At 65.4% G+C, this 17,528-nt stretch carries 17 protein-coding genes; 6 read left to right on the forward strand and 11 right to left on the reverse strand.

The window, feature by feature from the left end; translation table 11 throughout:
• Positions 1-20: 20 nt before the first annotated feature.
• Together G6N44_RS19145 and G6N44_RS19150 are read right to left on the reverse strand one after the other, a co-directional pair.
• On the reverse strand, positions 21-1,931 hold the full coding sequence (locus tag G6N44_RS19145) for a galactan 5-O-arabinofuranosyltransferase (protein ID WP_163666600.1): 1,911 nt from the start codon (positions 1,929-1,931) through the stop codon (positions 21-23).
• Positions 1,931-2,695, reverse strand: coding sequence for a decaprenylphospho-beta-D-erythro-pentofuranosid-2-ulose 2-reductase (locus tag G6N44_RS19150; RefSeq protein ID WP_163666602.1), 765 nt, complete (start codon positions 2,693-2,695; stop codon positions 1,931-1,933). The genes G6N44_RS19145 and G6N44_RS19150 overlap by 1 nt, the downstream gene beginning before the upstream one ends.
• A gap of 148 nt (positions 2,696-2,843) precedes the next feature.
• On the opposite strand from G6N44_RS19150, the gene G6N44_RS19155 reads away from it, so the two are divergent.
• Genes G6N44_RS19155 through G6N44_RS19165 form a run of 3 tightly spaced genes read left to right on the forward strand, consistent with a single transcriptional unit; the run spans position 2,844 to position 4,770 of the window.
• A complete protein-coding gene (locus G6N44_RS19155) occupies positions 2,844-3,914 on the forward strand; it encodes an oxygenase MpaB family protein (protein ID WP_163666604.1) in 1,071 nt (356 codons plus the stop codon).
• A 3-nt stretch (positions 3,915-3,917) separates the two neighbouring features.
• Complete coding sequence (locus G6N44_RS19160) at positions 3,918-4,133, forward strand: hypothetical protein (RefSeq protein WP_170309411.1); 216 nt, start codon at positions 3,918-3,920, stop codon at positions 4,131-4,133.
• Between the two features lie 10 nt (positions 4,134-4,143).
• Entirely contained in the window at positions 4,144-4,770 is a 627-nt protein-coding gene (locus tag G6N44_RS19165; protein WP_163666606.1) for a TetR/AcrR family transcriptional regulator, read from the forward strand.
• Positions 4,771-4,831: 61 nt separating this feature from the next.
• On the opposite strand, the gene katG is transcribed toward G6N44_RS19165, so the two are convergent.
• The 5 genes from katG to pdxR form a co-directional block, all read right to left on the reverse strand.
• Positions 4,832-7,033 carry a catalase/peroxidase HPI gene (gene katG / locus G6N44_RS19170; protein ID WP_163666608.1) on the reverse strand — a complete coding sequence of 734 codons (2,202 nt, stop codon included), beginning with the start codon at positions 7,031-7,033 and terminating at the stop codon, positions 4,832-4,834.
• 25 nt (positions 7,034-7,058) lie between these two features.
• A complete protein-coding gene (locus G6N44_RS19175) occupies positions 7,059-7,496 on the reverse strand; it encodes a Fur family transcriptional regulator (protein WP_179964409.1) in 438 nt (145 codons plus the stop codon).
• Positions 7,497-7,571: 75 nt separating this feature from the next.
• Positions 7,572-8,954, reverse strand: coding sequence for a decaprenylphosphoryl-beta-D-ribose oxidase (locus G6N44_RS19180; protein WP_163666610.1), 1,383 nt, complete (start codon positions 8,952-8,954; stop codon positions 7,572-7,574).
• A gap of 37 nt (positions 8,955-8,991) precedes the next feature.
• The gene (locus G6N44_RS19185; protein ID WP_163670158.1) at positions 8,992-9,414 is read right to left on the reverse strand and encodes a GtrA family protein; all 423 of its coding nucleotides are present in this window, start codon (positions 9,412-9,414) and stop codon (positions 8,992-8,994) included.
• 119 nt (positions 9,415-9,533) lie between these two features.
• Positions 9,534-10,949, reverse strand: a complete 1,416-nt coding sequence (gene pdxR, locus G6N44_RS19190) for a MocR-like pyridoxine biosynthesis transcription factor PdxR (RefSeq protein ID WP_163666612.1) — start codon at positions 10,947-10,949, stop codon at positions 9,534-9,536.
• Between the two features lie 43 nt (positions 10,950-10,992).
• Here pdxR and G6N44_RS19195 point away from each other — a divergent pair, with 43 nt between their 5' ends.
• The 3 genes from G6N44_RS19195 (at position 10,993) to G6N44_RS19205 (ending at position 13,177) form a co-directional block, all read left to right on the forward strand.
• Entirely contained in the window at positions 10,993-11,466 is a 474-nt protein-coding gene (locus tag G6N44_RS19195) for a carboxymuconolactone decarboxylase family protein (protein WP_163666614.1), read from the forward strand.
• A gap of 599 nt (positions 11,467-12,065) precedes the next feature.
• Entirely contained in the window at positions 12,066-12,701 is a 636-nt protein-coding gene (locus tag G6N44_RS19200) for a porin MspA (RefSeq protein ID WP_163666616.1), read from the forward strand.
• 47 nt (positions 12,702-12,748) lie between these two features.
• Positions 12,749-13,177 (forward strand): pyridoxamine 5'-phosphate oxidase family protein, encoded by a 429-nt coding sequence (locus tag G6N44_RS19205; protein ID WP_163666618.1) that lies wholly within the window; start codon positions 12,749-12,751, stop codon positions 13,175-13,177.
• Between the two features lie 54 nt (positions 13,178-13,231).
• Here G6N44_RS19205 and gjpA read toward each other — a convergent pair whose 3' ends face one another.
• The 4 genes from gjpA to wzt form a co-directional block, all read right to left on the reverse strand.
• On the reverse strand, positions 13,232-14,659 hold the full coding sequence (gene gjpA / locus G6N44_RS19210) for an outer membrane porin GjpA (RefSeq protein ID WP_163666620.1): 1,428 nt from the start codon (positions 14,657-14,659) through the stop codon (positions 13,232-13,234).
• Positions 14,660-14,984: 325 nt separating this feature from the next.
• Complete coding sequence (wzm, locus tag G6N44_RS19215; RefSeq protein WP_163666622.1) at positions 14,985-15,815, reverse strand: galactan export ABC transporter permease subunit Wzm/RfbD; 831 nt, start codon at positions 15,813-15,815, stop codon at positions 14,985-14,987.
• A complete protein-coding gene (gene glfT1, locus G6N44_RS19220) occupies positions 15,812-16,741 on the reverse strand; it encodes a galactofuranosyltransferase GlfT1 (protein WP_235682814.1) in 930 nt (309 codons plus the stop codon). The genes wzm and glfT1 overlap by 4 nt, the downstream gene beginning before the upstream one ends.
• Entirely contained in the window at positions 16,731-17,528 is a 798-nt protein-coding gene (gene wzt, locus G6N44_RS19225) for a galactan export ABC transporter ATP-binding subunit Wzt/RfbE (RefSeq protein WP_163666624.1), read from the reverse strand. The genes glfT1 and wzt overlap by 11 nt, the downstream gene beginning before the upstream one ends.

The following is a 17,528-nucleotide window of genomic DNA, read 5'->3' on the forward strand; positions in this document are numbered from 1 at the left end:
TCGGCGTGTCAGCGCCGGAACTAATGGTCATCGGGAGTGGGCTTTCTGATCACCAGGACAAACGGACCGATGTCGGTCACCTCGAAACGAGGATCCTCGAACAGCGCCGCGTCGAGCGCCACGTGGTAGCGGCGCACGTTCGGCTGGTTGGGGTAGACGTCGGAGGCCAGGCGCAGCGTGTAGGTGTCGTTCGCGCCGTGGCGCATCAGGAACACGGTCGGTGCCTTCCAGGGCATCTCGTCCAGTGCGTCCACGAGTTGGTCGGGCTTGCTCATGGTGGCCCAGCCCTCGATGGCCTTGGCACGTTTGTCGAATTCGGCCAGCGGGTTGGCGTAGTGCGACGTCAAGCCCTGGAACCCGTAGTACGGGTAGAACGACAGGAAGCTGTAGTCGGCGGTCAGCACCACGGTCTGGTTCCGCGGCACCCCGGTGACCTCGGCGATCTTGGCGTCGATCTCGCGGTAGTAGCGCTCGGCTCCGGGGGGTCGGCGGTCTGCTCGCTGGCCGGTGCCGTCGGTGTCGGTGTAGGCCACGTTGATGTCGGGGCGCAGTACGTCGGGGATGTCCTGGCTGAAGGTGACGGCGCCGATTGCGCCGACGGCAGCGGCCGCGGCGACAACGCGACGACCCGTCTCCGGTTGATAGCGCCGTGCGATCGCCTGGGTCGCCTCGATGAACCCGAACGCGCCTGCGGTGGTGAGCAGTACGGTCAGCGCGGGCTGGAGCCGGAACGACAGCAGCGTGGTGCCGACCAGGGTGGTCAGCATCGACAGCAGTGACCAGGCGTAGACGGCGAGGACTGCGACGGCCAACGCTGCAGCCGTCGTCGAACTGCGGGCCCGGACCACCAGCCACAGCGTGCCGAGCATGCACAGCGCGCCGAGCAGGGTGAAGCTCAGCATCGGGAAGGTCAGTTGGGCGCCGGCATCGGGCAGGTAGTGCTGGGCGGTGCCCTTCTCGGCGGGCTCGCCGCGCAGCGAGGCCAGGAGGTAGGGGGCCCAGGTGATCAGGGCGATCGCCCCGGAGATGACGGCGATGACCGTCAGGCGCAGGAGCGGTTCGATGCTGCTCGACCGGATGTCGCCGCCGCGGCGGCTCCAGCGGGCCACGGTGGCTACAAGCGCCATGATCGCGAGGGTGAAGGCGCAGTAGGCCAGCAGCAGGGTGTAGAACAGGGCGGCGAAGCCGAGGAAGATCCCGACGCCGATGACGGCGGCCCAGCCGCCGTTTCTGGTTTTGCCTCGCAGCCCCGACCAGGCGAGCACGAACACCGGCGGCAGCAGCACGGTGATGATCGCGGCATACGGCTCGGTGGAGGAGTAGGCCAGCATGGCGGCGGTGCTCGCGGTGGTCACAACCAGCGCATTCTCGAAGCGAATCATGTTCGCCCACAACACAAATGCCAGCGCCACGGCAATGGTGATCGAGACGATCGACCACGGTTTGAACATCTCCCAGGCCGGGGTGTCGGTGGCCGCGGCGATGCGCCCGCCCATCCAGAACCAGCCGGCCGGGTAGTAGGGCGGTAACCCGAAGTAGGTCATGTCGTGCAGGCCGGGGGCATCGGCCAGCCGGGTGAGGTATTCGGTGCGGAACTGCTGGTCGACCGACACCCCGAACAGGTACAGCTTGGTCGCGCCCAGCGGCATCGCCAGGGTGACCACCGAGAACGCGGACAGGAAGATCAGCCCGGTCAGCCGGGCCAGGGTGCGCCTGCCGCGGCGCCAGATCAGGCCTGCCGCGAAGATTCCGGCCAGCGCGCCGACCTGGCCCACCGTGGTGAGCGCGTGCAGCTGGTTGGAAGTGTTGTAGGCCGGCCACTGGACCTGGGCGACCGCCGCGATCGACACCCCGGCCACCGCCGAGGCGAGCATCAGGGCGATCACCATTTGTCCGGCCACTCTGGCCGGACTGGCCAGTCCGGCCTGCATCAGATGGGAAGCTTGCGGAAGATGGACCGCGGGACGTGCCGCAAGACCATCATCACGTAGCGGAACGCGCCCGGCGCCCAGACCAGCTCCTTGCCCTTGGCCGATGCGGTGACGGCCAGATTGGCGACGTATTCCTTGTCGACGGTCAGCGGGGCTTCCTTGACGTGGGCGCTCATCCGGGTGCGGACCTGTCCGGGCCGGATCACCAGCACCCGCGGGCCATATTCGCGCAGTGCCTCACCGAGGCCGAGGTAGAACCCGTCGAGACCGGCCTTGGTGGAGCCGTAGACGAAGTTGGACCGGCGCACCCGCTCGCCCGCGGCCGAGCTCATCGCGATGATCTGACCGTAGCCTTGGGCGCGCATCTTCTCGCCGACCAGGACGCCGACGGAAACCGCTGCGGTGTAGTTGATTTCGGCGATCTGCACGGCCTTGCGCTGGTTCTGCCACAACTCCTCGGCATCACCGAGCAGGCCGAAGGCGACGATCGCGACATCCACGTCGCCAGAGGCGAACGCCTTGTCGATCACGTCGGGGTGGCTGGCGGTGTCGACTGCGTCGAAGTCGATGACCTCGACCGAACTGGCGCCGGCGTTGCGCAGCTGGGCCACCGCGTCGTCGCGGCCCGGATCTCCGGGCAGGGCGGCCAGCACGATACGGGCCGACGCGTCGCGCAGATAGCGCTCACAGATCGCCAGCCCGATCTCTGAGGTGCCGCCGAGCAGCAGAATCGTCTGGGGGTTACCTACGGCGTCGAACACCATCTAGCGCAGCTCCAAGCCTCGGGGGACATCGTGACGAGGGTACCGTGCGGTTTCCTTCGAAAATTCGAGCAATCCGAGCGCAGGGTCTTGACCCTCTTTCCTACACGACGTAGCTTTTTTCTACATCGTGTAGGAAAAAGGGGAGATCATGACGATTCGTGACTGGCTGACGTTGCCCGCGACCGAACCGGGGGAGGACTACGGGTTCTTCGGCCCGGATTCGGTGACCTGGAAGGTGTGGAGCTACCCGACCTCGCTGTCGATCGGGTTCCAGCGGGCCGTCGTCATCGAGGAACTTGACCCGGCTCTCGTCGCGGCGGTGGACAAGACCCATGAGATCTACTCGCGGCCGCGCACCCGGTATGACCGGACGCTGCGGTACTTCGCGATGGTGGCGTTCGACGACAGTCGTTCGACCACGAAGGCCGCCGATGTCCTGGTCAAGATCCACTCGAAGGCCATCGGCACCGACCCGGTCACCGGAAAGGCCTACGACGCCAACGATCCCGGTTCGCAGTTGTGGATCCACCTGACTGCCTGGCATTCCATCCTGGTGGCCTACGAGAAGTACGGTCCGGGCCCGCTGCCGCCCGAAGAGGAGTTGCAGTACTGGCGGGAATGCGCGATCGCCGCCGAACTGCAGACCTGCGACCCCTCTGACGTCCCACTGACCCGCGAGGGAATCCGGGAGTACTTCGAGCAGATGCGGCCCCAGTTGATCGGCTCGGATATCGCCCGCCAAGCCATGCATCATCTGCTGGGTGCGGAGGTGATGTTGCCCAAGATGCCGCTGCTGCTGCGCCCGGGCACCACCGTGGTCACCGCGTTCCTGCGCCGCGGCACCCTGGCAACGATGCCGCGCTGGATGCGAAAGATGGCTGGGCTCAGCACATCCCGGGTTCTCGATGCATTGGTGGTGCCACCGCTGAGCGCCTCATTCACGATCATCGCGATGAGTAAGCGGCTCGAGTTGATCCTGCTGCGGTTGCTCTCGCCTGCGACCCTGCCCATCGGCGCTCGGGTCCTGCTGTCGGTTCCGCCGAAGGATCCGGTCACCACGACACCGCGCGAGGCACAGCGTCGTTACGGCTACGCCGCCCCGAGCCAGGCCCACTTCGAGTTGCGCGAGCGCCAGCAGGTCCGGGTGTTCGGTGACGGTCTCGCACCGAGTGACGAGGGCATCGTCGAGTCCCAGCCGATTCTCGGTGGGATCGGCTGACTCGTGATCAAGAACCTCCTCGACTACCGGCTGAGCATCCGGCAACTGGTCTACCTCGCGATCGTGGTGGGAGCCCCGTACTTCGTGATCGGTATGGTCTGGGCGCTTACCCACAGCGACCACATCGTCGGACTCACCGGCCTGGACAAGGTGTTTTCGCTATTGGGCGAGATCGTCGCGTGGCCCGTGTTGATCATCGCGGACGTCACCCTGATATGAGTGAAGCGAAATGAACGACGCCGCACTCGCCAACCGGGGTCGCGCCGAGCACCTGGGCCCGGACCGCCGTCGGCCCCAGGTGCTCGACACCGCGTTGGACATCGCCGCCCACCAGGGCCTGGCGGAGGTGACGATGGGAACCATCGCCCGACGTCTCGGCGTCACCCGGCCGGTGGTCTACGCGTGCTATCCCGGCCGCGGGGAAGTGCTTGCCGCACTGCTGGATCGGGAAACCGACGAGGTGCTGTCGAGCCTGCTCGAGCTGTTGCCACCGGAGCGCACCGGCTCCATCGAGCAACTGTTCGTCGACGGGTTCCGCGCGCTGCACAGCACGGTGCGCGAGCGGCCCGCCTCGTGGCGCATCATCTTCGCCGCCGACCCAGACCCAGTGCTGACCGCCGCGATCGTTGCCGGCCGTGAGCGCATCCGAGGACAGCTCGCCACGGCGATACGACCGCTGCTGCAACGGTGGCAGGTCGCCGATCTCGACGCCACGCTGCCCATCCTGGTCGAGGTGTTCCTGGCGATCTGCGAAGCGGCCGTCCGCAAGATGCTCGACGTCGATGGTGACTCGGAGTTGGTGGCGGAAACCTTCGGTAAGGCGGCGTATCGGGCCGTGCGGGCAAAAGGGCAGTGAGACAACAACACCCCGCGAGCTTCGAGCCCGCGGGGTGTTGCGCTACTTATCAGTCAGGCGATCAGGCCAGATCGAACCGGTCGTTGTCCATGACCTTGGCCCAGGCGGCGACGAAGTCCTTGACGAACTTCTCCTTGGAATCATCCTCGGCGTACACCTCGGCCAGTGCCCGCAGCTGCGAGTTCGAGCCGAACAGCAGATCGACGCGGCTGGCGGTGAACTTCTGCGCACCGCTGGCCCGGTCGGACCCGACGTAGGTGCCGTCGTCGGCCGACGACGGTGCCCACTTGATGCCCATGTCGGTGAGGTTGACGAAATAGTCGTTCGTCAGCTTGCCCTTGTTGGCAGTCAGCACACCGAGGTCCGAACCACCGTGGTTGGCGCCGAGCACGCGCAGGCCACCGACCAGCACGGTCATCTCCGGAGCCGACAGGCCCAGCAGGTTGGCGCGGTCGATCAGCCGGTACTCGGCCGGCAGGGTGTCGCCCTTGCCCGCATAGTTGCGGAAACCGTCACCCTTGGGCTCCAGGTAGGCGAACGACTCGACGTCGGTCTGGTCCTGGGTGGCGTCGCCACGACCCGAGGTGAACGGCACGGTGACGTCGAATCCGGCTGCCTTGGCGGCGGTTTCGACACCCACGTTGCCGGCCAGCACGACCAGATCCGCGAAGGACGCCCCGGTACCGGAGGCAACCTGGATCTCCTCGAGCTTGCGGATCACCTGGGCGAGCTCGTCGGGCTCGTTGACCTCCCAGCCGAGCTGCGGCTGCAGCCGGATCCGGCCGCCGTTGGCGCCGCCACGCATGTCGCTGGAGCGGTACGAGGCCGCCGCCTTCCACGCGGTGTCCACCAGCTGCTGGACCGTCAGACCGGAATCGGCGATGGCGGCCTTGAGCGTGGCGACATCGGCTTCACTGAGCTGCTTGCCGGCCGGGATGATGTCCTGCCACAGCCAGGTCTGCTTGGGCACCAGTGGTCCGAGGTAGCGGGCTACCGGACCCATGTCGCGGTGGATCAGCTTGAACCATGCCTTGGCGTACTCCTCGGCCAGTTCCTCGGGGTGATCCAGCCAACGGCGGGTGATCTCGCCGTAGATCGGATCGAACCGCAGCGACAGGTCCGTGGTCAGCATCGCCGGGTGGGTCTTGCCGTTGCCTTGCGCCATCGGCACCGAGTTCGCCCAGCCGTTGTCCTTCGGCCGCCACTGGTTGGCACCCGCGGCGCTCTTGAACAGTTCCCACTCGTTGCTGTAGAGGATCTCCAGGAACGAGTTGTCCCACTTGGTGGGGGTGTGGGTCCAGGTCACCTCGATACCGCTGCTGACGGTTTCGTTGCCGCGGCCCGGGTTGGCCCAGCCCAGACCCATCTCCTCGAGCGGGGCTGCTTCGGGCTCGACGCCGTTCTCGATATCGGTGGCCCCGTGGGTCTTGCCGAAGGTGTGGCCGCCCACGATCAGCGCCGCGGTCTCGATGTCGTTCATCGCCATGCGGGCGAAGGTCTCGCGGATGTCGATGGCGGCTGCCATGTAGTCCGGATTTCCTTCGGGGCCTTCGGGGTTGACGTAGATCAGACCCATGTGGCTGGCGGCCAGCGGATTCTCCAGCTTGGTGCGGTCCCCGGCGCCGGCGTACCGGTCCTGCGAACCGAGCCACTCATGCTCGGAGCCCCAGTAGATGTCCTCTTCGGGCTCCCAGAAGTCGGGGCGACCGAAGGCGAAGCCCGCGGTCTTGAAGCCCATCTGCTCCATGGCCCGGTTACCTGCGTAGGCGATCAGGTCGGACCAGGACAGCTTCTTGCCGTACTTCTTCTTCAGCGGCCACAGCAGACGGCGGGCCTTGTCCAGGCTGACGTTGTCGGGCCAGCTGTTCAACGGGGCGAAGCGCTGCATACCGCGTCCGGCGCCACCTCGGCCGTCCTCGACCCGGTAGGTGCCGGCGGCGTGCCAGGTCATCCGGACGAACAGCGGGCCGTAGTGGCCGAAGTCGGCGGGCCACCAGTCCTGCGAATCGGTGAGCAGCGCGTCGAAGTCGCGGGCCAGCTCATCGGTGTCGATGGTCTGGACGGCTTCGCGGTAGTCGAAGCCCTCGTCATTCGGGTCGATGGCGGGCGGATTCTTCTGCAGGATCTTGAGGTTGACCGCGTTGGGCCACCAATCGCGGTTGCTACCGCCCTCGACGGGCGGCTTGATCTGCATCGGGCAACCGCTTTCGGCGGGTTCGGTTTGTGCCTCACCAATGGGGGGGTGAGTTTCGGCGTCGGCCATGACGAATCCTTCCGGGGCTGGCGGGTTAGGGATATTTAGTTGGGGCAGTGGAACATTCGGGGCACGTGCCCCAATAGATGACCTCGGCTTCGTCGATATCGAAACCGTGGTCGTGTGACGCGGTCAGGCATGGGGCGAACCCGGCCGCGCAGTCCACGTCGGCGATTGCGCCACACGATCGGCACACGACGTGGTGGTGGTTGTCGCCGATACGTGATTCGTATCGCGCGACGGAACCGGAGGGTTGGATGCGCCGCACCAGTGCGGCTGCAGTCAGCGCATGCAGTGAGTCGTACACGGCTTGGTGGGAGACGTCGGGAAGGTTTTCACGTACCGACCGGATGATCGTGTCGGTGTCGGCGTGCGGATGCGCATGGACAGCGTGCAGTACCGCCACTCGGGGGCGGGTCACGCGCATGTCGGCACTTCTCAGCATCTGCTGGAAGTCCGAGGTCGTCGCCATGTGACCGAGTCTCACCCCTTTTCTGGAATTAGTCAAGAATAAAGTTCTCGCCAACTCCTGGGGAACGGTGAGCGGCTAAACGAGCTCCAGCCGGCGTGCCATGTCCGAGACGAACACCCCGTCCGGATCGACCTTGCGGCGAACCGCCAGCCACTCTTCGATGCGCGGATACATGGCGTGGAACGCCTGCGCGGTGGTCCGCGAGTCCTTGGCGGTGTAGAGGCGTCCACCGAATTCCAGCACGCGCCGGTCGAGTTCGGTGAGGAACTCGCTCAGGCCGGCCTTGATCTGGAAGTCGACGCACACGTTCCAGCCGGGTATCGGGAAGCTCAGCGGAGCCTGGTTGCCCGGTCCGAACAGCTTGAACACGTTGAGGAACGAGTAGTGCCCCGAGCGCTGGATGTCGACCATGATCCGCTTGAACTCGTCGACGGCCTCGGTGGGCACCACGAACTGGTACTGGGTGAATCCGCTCGAACCGTACGCGCGGTTCCACTCCCCGACCATGTCGAGTGGGTGGTAGAACTGCGTCAGGTTCTGGGCCTTGCCCCGGTAGGTCTTGCCCATCCGGTACCACACCTCGGTCATCGCGCCGAAGATCAACTTGTTGCCCAGGCCGTTGGGGAAGACGTCCGGCGCGGTGAAGTACTGCGGCGCATCGAATTTCAGAGGATCGCGCTGCAGGTTCGCGGGCAGCTGGTCCAGTTTGGCCAGCGAGCCGCGGGAGATCACGGCGCGCCCCAGCTTGGGGGGCGCGCTCATCGCGTCGAACCACGCCGATGAATACGTGTAGTTGTCCTCGGTGCCGTCGCTGTGGAACTCGATGGTCTCGTCGAGGCCGTGAGTGACATCGCCGTCGGCGATGAAGTATGCGGTCTCCGTCGGCGTCATCTCGATGGTGGCCCGCAGGACGATGCCGGTCAGCCCGTTGCCGCCGACCGTGGCCCAGAACAATTCGGCCTCGGGGCCGTCCGGGGTGAGCTTGCGGATCTCGCCGCTCGCGGACAGTAGGTCGATCGAGCGCACGTGGTTGCCGAAACTGCCTGCGCTGTGGTGGTTCTTGCCGTGGATGTCACACCCGATGGCCCCGCCGATGGTCACCTGCCGGGTGCCCGGCAGCACCGGGGCCCAGAGTCCGTGAGGCAGCGCGGCCCGCATCAGCTGGTCGAGGTTCACCCCGCCGTCCACATCGACCAGCTTGGTGCCCGGGTCGATCGAGTGAATCTGGTTGAGCGCCGACATGTCGATGACGAGCCCGCCGCCGTTCTGCGCGTTGTCGCCGTAGGAGCGGCCCAGACCGCGGGCGATCACGCCCCGGCCCTTCTGCTCGGCGGCCCGCGTAACGGCCTGGACGATGACCTCGGGATCGCTGGTTGAGAGCACCTGTGCCACGGTCGGTGCGGTCCGGCCCCAGCCTGTCAGGCGCTTGGGAGTGGTCGGCAAATCGGTAGTCGACATCGCTAAGGAGAATACCCGGCAGTAGCCGGCGCCGACCTCAGTGCAGTTTGAAGATCACTGCCCGCTGCACGATGAAGTTGATCACCGTGGCGGTGCCCTGGGCGATGACGAATGCCACCGGCACCCGCCAGGGCTGGCTCTCGAACTGCATGTAGAACACGAAGTTGATGCCCACCTGCACCGCATAGGTGAGTGCGTAGAGAACGCAGACCCCGATGAACCGGGCCTTGCTGGGCGGTGCCTGGAAGGTCCAGCGCCGGTTGATCAGGTACGCGGTGGTGGTGCCGGCGATGAAGCTGATGGTCTTGGCGACGTTGACCCGGATGTCCTCGTCGACGTGCCAGACCGTGGCGAAAAGCCGAAGGAGGGTGATGTACAGACCGAAGTCCACGATCGCAGCCAGTCCGCCGGTGACAAGGAACCGGAAAGCCTGCGTTTTGAGGTCAAGGGTCGGCGACATAACGGGCTCAGCCACCCCGGCAGCTTAGCGAGGGCCTGCGGTTCAGTCGTGCTGCAGTCGGCGCTCAACGACCTGGGGATCGCCACCGGACCGTCGGACCTGATCGCGGGTGAGGACCACTAGCGCAACGTGGCAGCTAGAACCCGGCAGAGCGCGTCGACCGCCGCCCCGAAGGCGTGCTCGGCGGGCGCCCCGAAACCGATGATCACCCCGTCGGGGTCGGCGGTATCCGGTCCGGCCAGGGGATGACGCATGATCGACAGCCCGGACAAGGCGATCCCGGCTTCGCCGGCCCGGCGCAGCACCTCCGGTTCGGTGCCGTCGGGCAGCGTGAGCAGCATATTCACCCCGGCTGCCAGGCCGCCGATATCGAGGTCGAACCCGGCCAGTGCGGCGACCAGGGCGTCGCGTCGTCGCCGGTAGCGGTTGCGCATCCGCCGGATGTGCCGGTCGTAGCCGCCGGTGCGGATGAAGTCGGCGAGGGTCAGTGCTGTGAGTGCGTCGACGTGATACTGGGCCCCGCCGGCCGCCGCGACGACCGGATCGATCAACGCCTCGGGCAGCACCAGCCAACCGACCCGCATCACCTGCGCCATGCTCTTACTGGCCGAGCCCAGGTAGACGACCCGTTCGGGGTTCAGTGACTGCAGGGCGCCGACGGGCTGGCGGTCGTAGCGGAACTCGCCGTCGTAGTCGTCGTCCAACACATATCTGTTGGCGCGTTGTGCCCAGTCGATGACCGCGGTGCGCCGGGCCGGGTGCAGCGCCATGCCGAACGGGCTCTGATGCGCGGGAGTAAGTAGTACCGCCGAGGCGTCGAGGCGCTCCAGATCGCTGATCACCGCCCCGTGTTCGTCGACACCGATCGGTGTCGTCGGTACTCCCAGGGCCGCGAGCGCATCGCGAAAAATGAACAGCCCGTGAGCCTCTACCGCGACGGGGCCCCCGGTGCCCAGGACACGTCCGATCAGGTCGACGCCGTCGCGTACCCCGGAGCAGATCACGACCGACTCCGGCGTCGTCCGCACGCCGCGCACCCGGCCCAGGTACTCGGTGAGTGCCTCGCGCAGCACCAACGGTCCGCGCGGATCGCCCATGCGCAGCGCCGAGACGGGTGCGTCGGTGATGGCCCGGCGCGCCGATGCCAACCAGGCCGACCGAGGGAACTCGGACACATCAGGGGAGCCAGGCATCAGATTGTGCTGCGGGACAGAGGGAATGCGGCGCGGTCGCGGTGCGGGCAGCGGGGCGGTGGTCCGCGCGACCCAGGTGCCCGCGCCTTGGCGGGATGCCAGCCAGCCCTCGGCGACCAACTCGGCGTAGGCCTCGGCGACGGTGTTGCGGGCCAGACCCAGATCGGCGGCGAGTGTGCGTGACGGTGGCAGTCGCGTCTCGGTGCTCAGTCTGCCGGTTCGGATTCCGTCTCGAAGTGCGGTGATCAGCTGTTCGCGGGCGGTCCGGCTGCCGGGCTCGATCCCTGTGCGTAGCTCAAGGTGTAGGTCGCGACCGAAATTGGCCCGTGAAGTCACTGTCATATTGAACCATCTAGACGGTACTATCACGCCTAGCGTTGATGGCATGACACAGACACTCGAGCCCGTAGCAACCGTTGACCGTCTCAAGATCTACAAGGCCTCGCCCGAGCTCTACGACGCGATGATGACGCTGTCGAACGCCGCCGCCAAAGACCTCGACCCGACCATCGGCGAGCTGATCAAGATCCGTGCATCTCAGATGAACCGCTGCGCCTTCTGCCTCGACATGCACACCCACGACGCCCGCCAATACGGCGAGACCGAGCAGCGGCTATCTCTGATCGCCGCCTGGGAAGAGGCCGGCGATCTGTTCACCGAGCAGGAGCAGGCGGCGTTGGCGCTGACCGAGGCCGTCACCGATGTGAACCACGGACCGGTCTCCGATGCGGTCTATGCCCGTGCGGCGGCAGCCTTCACCGACCGTGAGTTGGGTCAGGTCATCTCCATGGCGGTGACGATCAATGCGTGGAACCGGATCAACGCGGTGGTGAAGGCGGCTCCGCCGCGGCGGAGCTGACCCTGGGTGGGTGAACGGGGCCCCGGCGTCCACTGCGATTGTGATTTAGGTCACAATTTGGAATAACGGCTGCGGGCATCGCTGAAGGATCTTCGGCGGTTCAGTTAATCGGGGCTTGTGTGGCGCGTAACGGGCCGTTTACACAGCAAGCGCAAACCCGGAGTGGGCGGCCGGGGCGTCCGCGATATTGACGCCCGTGACGGCAATGGTTCCGCTCAAGGCGATTGCCTGTCGTACCTTCGGTGGGAATGGCGAAATAGCAGTTCCGGCGCCATGGCGGGGCTTTGCGTCGCCATCCCGGGTCTCCGGTCGGGGCCTGTGACGGTCCACGTTCACAGGTAACGGACAGTGATGGTGTGACGCGGTCCGGTGTGGACTCAGCAAATTTTGTACCAAGGTTTGTATGTGCGACGGCCGGAATCCGTAGCCGTTGCTGCCCAGGCTTTGCCCGGTTAGATTTCGTCTGCCAATCTTGAGCAAGGCATGAGAATCGAATGTGACCTCCCTAATCGGGGCGCGGATCGCCGAACATGTTCTCTGGGGGTGGGGATCCCGGGTTGGTGGAAGATGATCGGATCATCGGTATAGCTAGGGAGAACATGAAGGCATTCCGTCGGGTGCTGGTCGTGATGGTCGCAGCCATCGCGGCGCTGTTTGCGAGCACGGGCATTTCTCATGCGGGTCTGGACAATGAACTGAGCCTGGTCGACGGCCAGGATCGGACCTTGACCGTTCAGCAGTGGGACACCTTCCTCAACGGGGTGTTCCCCCTGGACCGCAACCGGCTGACCCGTGAGTGGTTCCACTCCGGCCGGGCCAAGTACCACGTCGAGGGCCCGGGCGCCGATGAGTTCGAGGGCACCCTGGAGCTGGGTTACCAGATCGGCTTCCCCTGGTCGCTGGGTGTGGGCATCAACTTCTCCTACACCACCCCCAACATCCTGATCGACGACGGTGACATCACCGGACCGCCCTTCGGCCTGGACTCGGTGATCACGCCGAACCTGTTCCCGGGTGTGTCGATCAGCGCCGACCTGGGCAACGGCCCCGGTATCCAGGAGGTGGCCACCTTCTCGGTGGACGTCAAGGGTCCGGCCGGTGGTGTGGCGGTGTCCAACGCGCACGGCACGGTGACCGGTGCGGCCGGTGGCGTGCTGCTGCGTCCGTTCGCCCGCCTGATCGCCTCGACCGGTGACAGCGTCACCACCTACGGCGAGCCCTGGAACATGAACTGAGGGCATGAAGCTGTAGCCATCCCGTCGATCGGCGCTACGGTGGCCTCATGACGCCACAGGGCCCCGTTTCGGTGGTCGGCGAGGACGAGTGCTGGCAACTGCTGTCCGGAGTGTCCCTGGGCCGTCTGGTCACGACGGTGGGCACCCGGCTGGAGATCTTCCCGGTCAACTTCGTCGTCCAAGGCCGCACTGTGTTGTTCCGGACGGCCGAGGGCACCAAGCTCATCAGCGCACTGTGGAACGACCGGGTGCTGTTCGAAGCCGACGATCACAATGTCGCCGGCGGGTGGAGTGTGATTGTGCGGGGCGAACCGCGACTGCTTGAGACGCCCGATGAGATCGACGAAGCCGAGAATGCCCAACTGCTCTCGTGGATCGACACCACGAAACGCCGCTACGTGCGGATCGTTCCGGAGGAGGTCTCGGGTCGAAGGTTCCTGTTCGGCGGTGAATTTCGTTCTGCAACAACGCTTTAACTTTGGAACATGACAGAACCGGCCCCGCCCTGGTGGGGGCGGGGCCGGATCAGGTCAGGCGGCGTTGCCGCTGTCGCTCTTGTCGGAGCTGCTATCGCCGGCCTTGTCCGCGGCCGGTGACTTCGTCGCGGCCTTCTTGGGCGACTTGATTTTCAGCTTCTTTCCGATGTCGGAGCGGATGTTCTCCGCCCGATCGCCGGCCTTGTCGAGGGCGGTCTGGACCCGGCTGAGCGGGTTCTGCCGAAGCGTGGGCTTCTTCACCTTCTGCGCCACGGGGGCCTCGGCCGTCGTCCCCTTGTCGGAAACCTCTTCCGAGGTGGCGCCGGTCGCGGTGACCTCCGGGCCAGCCTTATCGTCCAATTTGATTGTGACAGTGGGCTTCTCATTCGCCGTCGGATCTGAGGTGATGTCATCCACCGCGGGCGGCGCTGCCTTCACCTGAATCTCCTTGGGAGCAACTCTCGCCCCCGCTGGTGCGGCAGGCGAGTCGATCGACGGGAAGGTCAACTTGGTCAGCGGGTTGCCCGTACCATCCCAGCCGATCGCCTTGGCGATCATCTGCGACAGGTTCACCATGGCGCCGATCGGACCGACCGGATTCCCCACAATCTCCATCCCGAGCGCGCCGACGCCGAGGGAGTTGATGATCGAGCCGCCGGTGCCTCCTTCTGGTATCCAGAGCCCACCTGTGTTTCCGGGGGTGAGCAGCCCACCGAAGGCCATGCTGAGTGAGGTGACTGGGAACTCTGGCGGGGTAACCTGAGAAACCAGCGGCAGCAGCACATCGAGGTTGAGGGTGGCGCCGTTGAAGACCGAGCCGACGACATTGGCGGGCATGGCGACCAGCGCCTGCAGTGCATCTTCGAAGTTCCCGGCGCCTAGGGCGCCGGAGATTTCCAAGACACTGTTGAGGGTCGCCACTGCGGGGCTGATGACGGGGCCGACCATACCGATGAGGATGCCGCTGGCAGGTGACGCCAAGAACCGGACTACCTCGGTGAGGATGGCCGCACCCTGCTCGCCGAGGGTTGGCTCAAACAAGACTGGAATCGCTGACGCGATGAGCACGTGCATGAAGTCGTTGCTCTGGATCAACAGCTGCGTGGCGTCCCCTTGCTCCTTGACGCCCAGGAGGGTGGCGGCTTGGAACGCTTTTTGCAGGTTGGCGCCGAACTGCTCGAGGACGGGCCCGATGCTGCCCGGATTGTTGAGTAGCTGGTCCAGGAAGCCGAACTGGTTGACGATGGCCTGCTGCAATGCCGCACCGGGAGCCTCGGCGGCGACCTGGGTGACTGTGGTGGCGTTGGCTGAAGTTTCGTTGAATGCATCCACCCACGGGGCGATGGGGTTGACGGAGGCGGCGAGGTTAACGGCGGGATTGGCGACTTGTACATCGGTTGGCGGTGGCGCGATCGGGGTGATGGCGATGACGCCGGCACCTACCAGTGCGATTCCGGCGGTCGCGTAAGGACGAAGGCTCATGTCCACTCAGGTCTCCTTGACGGTGAGGTTGGTACCTACAGGCTGGACCGTAGCTGAGGAAAACCTGAGAAAAGCCTGAATGTGGAAAGTTTGCATATAGAAATACCGACTTCAGAAACGGTCGGTGGGCAAACAGGCAGAATTCCGCGCAAGCTACCGGCGGGTAGCAATCTGAAACGTGTTCCGCAGCTAGCTGCACACGGTTACTGATACCGGCCTTGGTTGGGGAATTATCCGGTTGAACTGAGGATTTCCATCTAGGTGAAAATTTGCTGCGGCTGCTGGCAGCTGAATACCCTTCGCCTCCGCGCCCGACGGGTAGCGGCTACACCCAGTACGGGACGCGAGCCCGATACTGGCGCATGGCCAGTGCCGCGAACGTCCAGCCGATCACCGTGAGCGCGAGCACCACGATCCAGTGCCGCAGCTCCTGGTCGGCGCCCAGCAGCGGCGCCCGCACGATGTCGAGGTAGTGCAGCAGCGGGTTGATCTCGACGATCTTGGCCCACGATCCGGCGCCCTGCTGCTGCAGCGTCGACTCGTTCCAGATGATCGGGGTCATGAAGAACAGCAGCTGTACCACTGAGGCCAGCAGCGGGCCGATGTCGCGGTAGCGGGTGGCCAGGATGCCGAAACAGATCGACACCCAGATGCAGTTCAGCACGATCAGCGCGAGGGCCGGGATGACGGCGAGGTCGGTCCACGTCCACGGTTTGGGAAAGACGATGGCGATGATCACGAAGATGACGATGTTGTGGCCGAACAGGATCATCTGCCGCCAGACCAGCCGGTAGACGTGCACCGACAGCGGCGTCGGAAGTTGTTTGATCAGGCCCTCGTTGGCGATGAACACCTCGGAGCCTTCGAGAATCGACGCGTTGATCAGATTCCAGATGATCAGGCCGAGCGTGACGTAGGGCAGGTGCTCCTCGAGCGGGAGCTTGAACAGTTTCGAGTAGAGCAGGCCCATCGCCACCGCGGTGGTGCCGGTGGCGATGGTGATCCAGAACGGGCCGAGCACACTGCGCCGGTAACGCTGCTTGATGTCCTGCCAGCCCAGGTGCAGCCACAGTTCACGCTTGCGGAAACCCTCGGAGAGATCGCGCACGGCCCGGGCCATGGTCTTGGAATCGGACGCTGCATCGGTGAATGTCACCTGCTGCTCCTCCCGTCGCTTCGCTCGCCCCGAAAAAATCTCTCGCTCCTGCCCAACCGCCGCAGGCGAATCCATTCGCGCAGACCCGCCGGGTCGCGGCGGGACACCAGGAAGTACCAGCCGAACCGCACCCACTCCTGCGGCAGGAGTTTGCGTAAACCCGGCTGGGAGAGCAGGTAGCCGCGGTTGCGGTAGGTATAAAAACGTTTGGTCTCGTCGTCGGGGTACTGCGTGTGCATCCGGCCACCGAGGATCGGTTTGAACTCATCGGTCCCGCACGGGTGCAGATAGCTTGCGGTCAAACATGTTCCGAACGGCAGGCCGGAGCGCACCAGGCGCCGGTGCAGTTCGACCTCGTCGCCGCGGACGAACAGGCGCAGATCGGGGACACCGACGGCCTCCACCGTGGCGGCCCGGAACAGGGCGCCGTTGAACAGTGAGGCGATGCCGGGCAACAGATCACCGTCACCCTCGGTGCGTAACTCACTGACCAGCCGTCGCCACGCCAGTCCGCGGCGCAGTGGGAACGCCAGGCGCTGCGGATCGTCGAGGTTGCACACCATGGGTGAGACCTCGGCCAGGCCGTACTGCTCGGCGCAAGCCAGCAGGGTGGACAGAACGGTGTCGTCGGCAGGGCGGCCGTCGTCGTCGGCCAGCCAGATCCAGTCGGCCCCCTGGGCCAGGGCGTGCAGCATCCCCAGCGCGAAACCGCCTGCGCCGCCGAGGTTTCGGCGGGATCCGAGATAGGTTGCCGGCACCGGCTGGCCGAGAACCAGCTCGCGTACGGCCTCGTCGTCGTCGTTGTCGACCACGATCAGGTGATCGGGTGTGCGGTCCTGGTTCGCCACTGCGGCCAGGGATTTGGTCAGCAGCTCACGACGCCGGTGCGTGACGATCACCGCACAGACCGTGTCCTCAGGCCTCACGAGCCGTTTCCTCCAACACCTCGCGCACATGCCGGGCCGCATCCGGCCCCTCGTAGGCGCCGACGACCTCCTCGATACCGCCGGTCATCCGGATGGCGCCGTGGTCGATCCACATCGCGGTTTTGCAGAGCCGGGCCAGGAACTCGTTGGAATGGCTTGCGAACACCAGGATTCCGGACCGCTCCACCAGGCTCTGCAGCCGTGACTGCGCCTTTTTCAGGAACTCTGCGTCGACGGCCCCGATGCCCTCGTCGAGCAGCAGGATCTCGGGATCGATGCTGGTGACCACGCCCATCGCCAGGCGCACCCGCATGCCGGTCGAATACGTGCGCAGGGGCATCGACAGGTACTCGCCCAGTTCGGTGAACTCGGCGATCTCGTCGACCTTGGCCATCATTTGCTTGCGGGTCTGTCCGAGGAACAGGCCGCGGATGATGATGTTCTCGAAACCTGAGATCTCGGGGTCCATCCCGACGCCGAGGTCGAATACCGGAGCCACCCGGCCACTCACCGTGGCCGAGCCTCGCGTCGGCTCGTAGATACCCGAAAGCAGCCGCAGCAGTGTGGATTTACCCGCACCGTTATGGCCGACCAGCCCGACGCGGTCACCCATTTTCAGCGACATGGTGATGTCGCGCAGCGCTTCGATGACGACGACGTTGGACTCGTTTCGCCCGATGGCGCCGCCGGCCTTGCCGAGGAAAGCTTTCTTCAGCGAGCGTGTCTTGGCATCGAAGATGGGGAACTCCACCCACGCTTCGCGCGTCGAGATGTACGGATCGGACAA

The organism is Mycolicibacterium alvei (assembly GCF_010727325.1).
Taxonomy (GTDB): domain Bacteria; phylum Actinomycetota; class Actinomycetes; order Mycobacteriales; family Mycobacteriaceae; genus Mycobacterium; species Mycobacterium alvei.

What these genes read in the sequence shown, in the direction of transcription:
- gjpA (WP_163666620.1), bottom strand. Translation starts at nt 14,659, where the DNA reads ATGAGCCTTCGTCCTTACGCGACCGCCGGAATCGCACTGGTAGGTGCC.
- G6N44_RS19200 (WP_163666616.1), top strand. Translation starts at nt 12,066, where the DNA reads ATGAAGGCATTCCGTCGGGTGCTGGTCGTGATGGTCGCAGCCATCGCG.
- G6N44_RS19150 (WP_163666602.1), bottom strand. Translation starts at nt 2,695, where the DNA reads ATGGTGTTCGACGCCGTAGGTAACCCCCAGACGATTCTGCTGCTCGGC.
- G6N44_RS19185 (WP_163670158.1), bottom strand. Translation starts at nt 9,414, where the DNA reads ATGTCGCCGACCCTTGACCTCAAAACGCAGGCTTTCCGGTTCCTTGTC.
- G6N44_RS19175 (WP_179964409.1), bottom strand. Translation starts at nt 7,496, where the DNA reads ATGGCGACGACCTCGGACTTCCAGCAGATGCTGAGAAGTGCCGACATG.
- katG (WP_163666608.1), bottom strand. Translation starts at nt 7,033, where the DNA reads ATGGCCGACGCCGAAACTCACCCCCCCATTGGTGAGGCACAAACCGAA.
- G6N44_RS19195 (WP_163666614.1), top strand. Translation starts at nt 10,993, where the DNA reads ATGACACAGACACTCGAGCCCGTAGCAACCGTTGACCGTCTCAAGATC.
- G6N44_RS19165 (WP_163666606.1), top strand. Translation starts at nt 4,144, where the DNA reads ATGAACGACGCCGCACTCGCCAACCGGGGTCGCGCCGAGCACCTGGGC.
- G6N44_RS19145 (WP_163666600.1), bottom strand. Translation starts at nt 1,931, where the DNA reads ATGCAGGCCGGACTGGCCAGTCCGGCCAGAGTGGCCGGACAAATGGTG.
- G6N44_RS19205 (WP_163666618.1), top strand. Translation starts at nt 12,749, where the DNA reads ATGACGCCACAGGGCCCCGTTTCGGTGGTCGGCGAGGACGAGTGCTGG.
- pdxR (WP_163666612.1), bottom strand. Translation starts at nt 10,949, where the DNA reads ATGACAGTGACTTCACGGGCCAATTTCGGTCGCGACCTACACCTTGAG.
- G6N44_RS19155 (WP_163666604.1), top strand. Translation starts at nt 2,844, where the DNA reads ATGACGATTCGTGACTGGCTGACGTTGCCCGCGACCGAACCGGGGGAG.
- G6N44_RS19180 (WP_163666610.1), bottom strand. Translation starts at nt 8,954, where the DNA reads ATGTCGACTACCGATTTGCCGACCACTCCCAAGCGCCTGACAGGCTGG.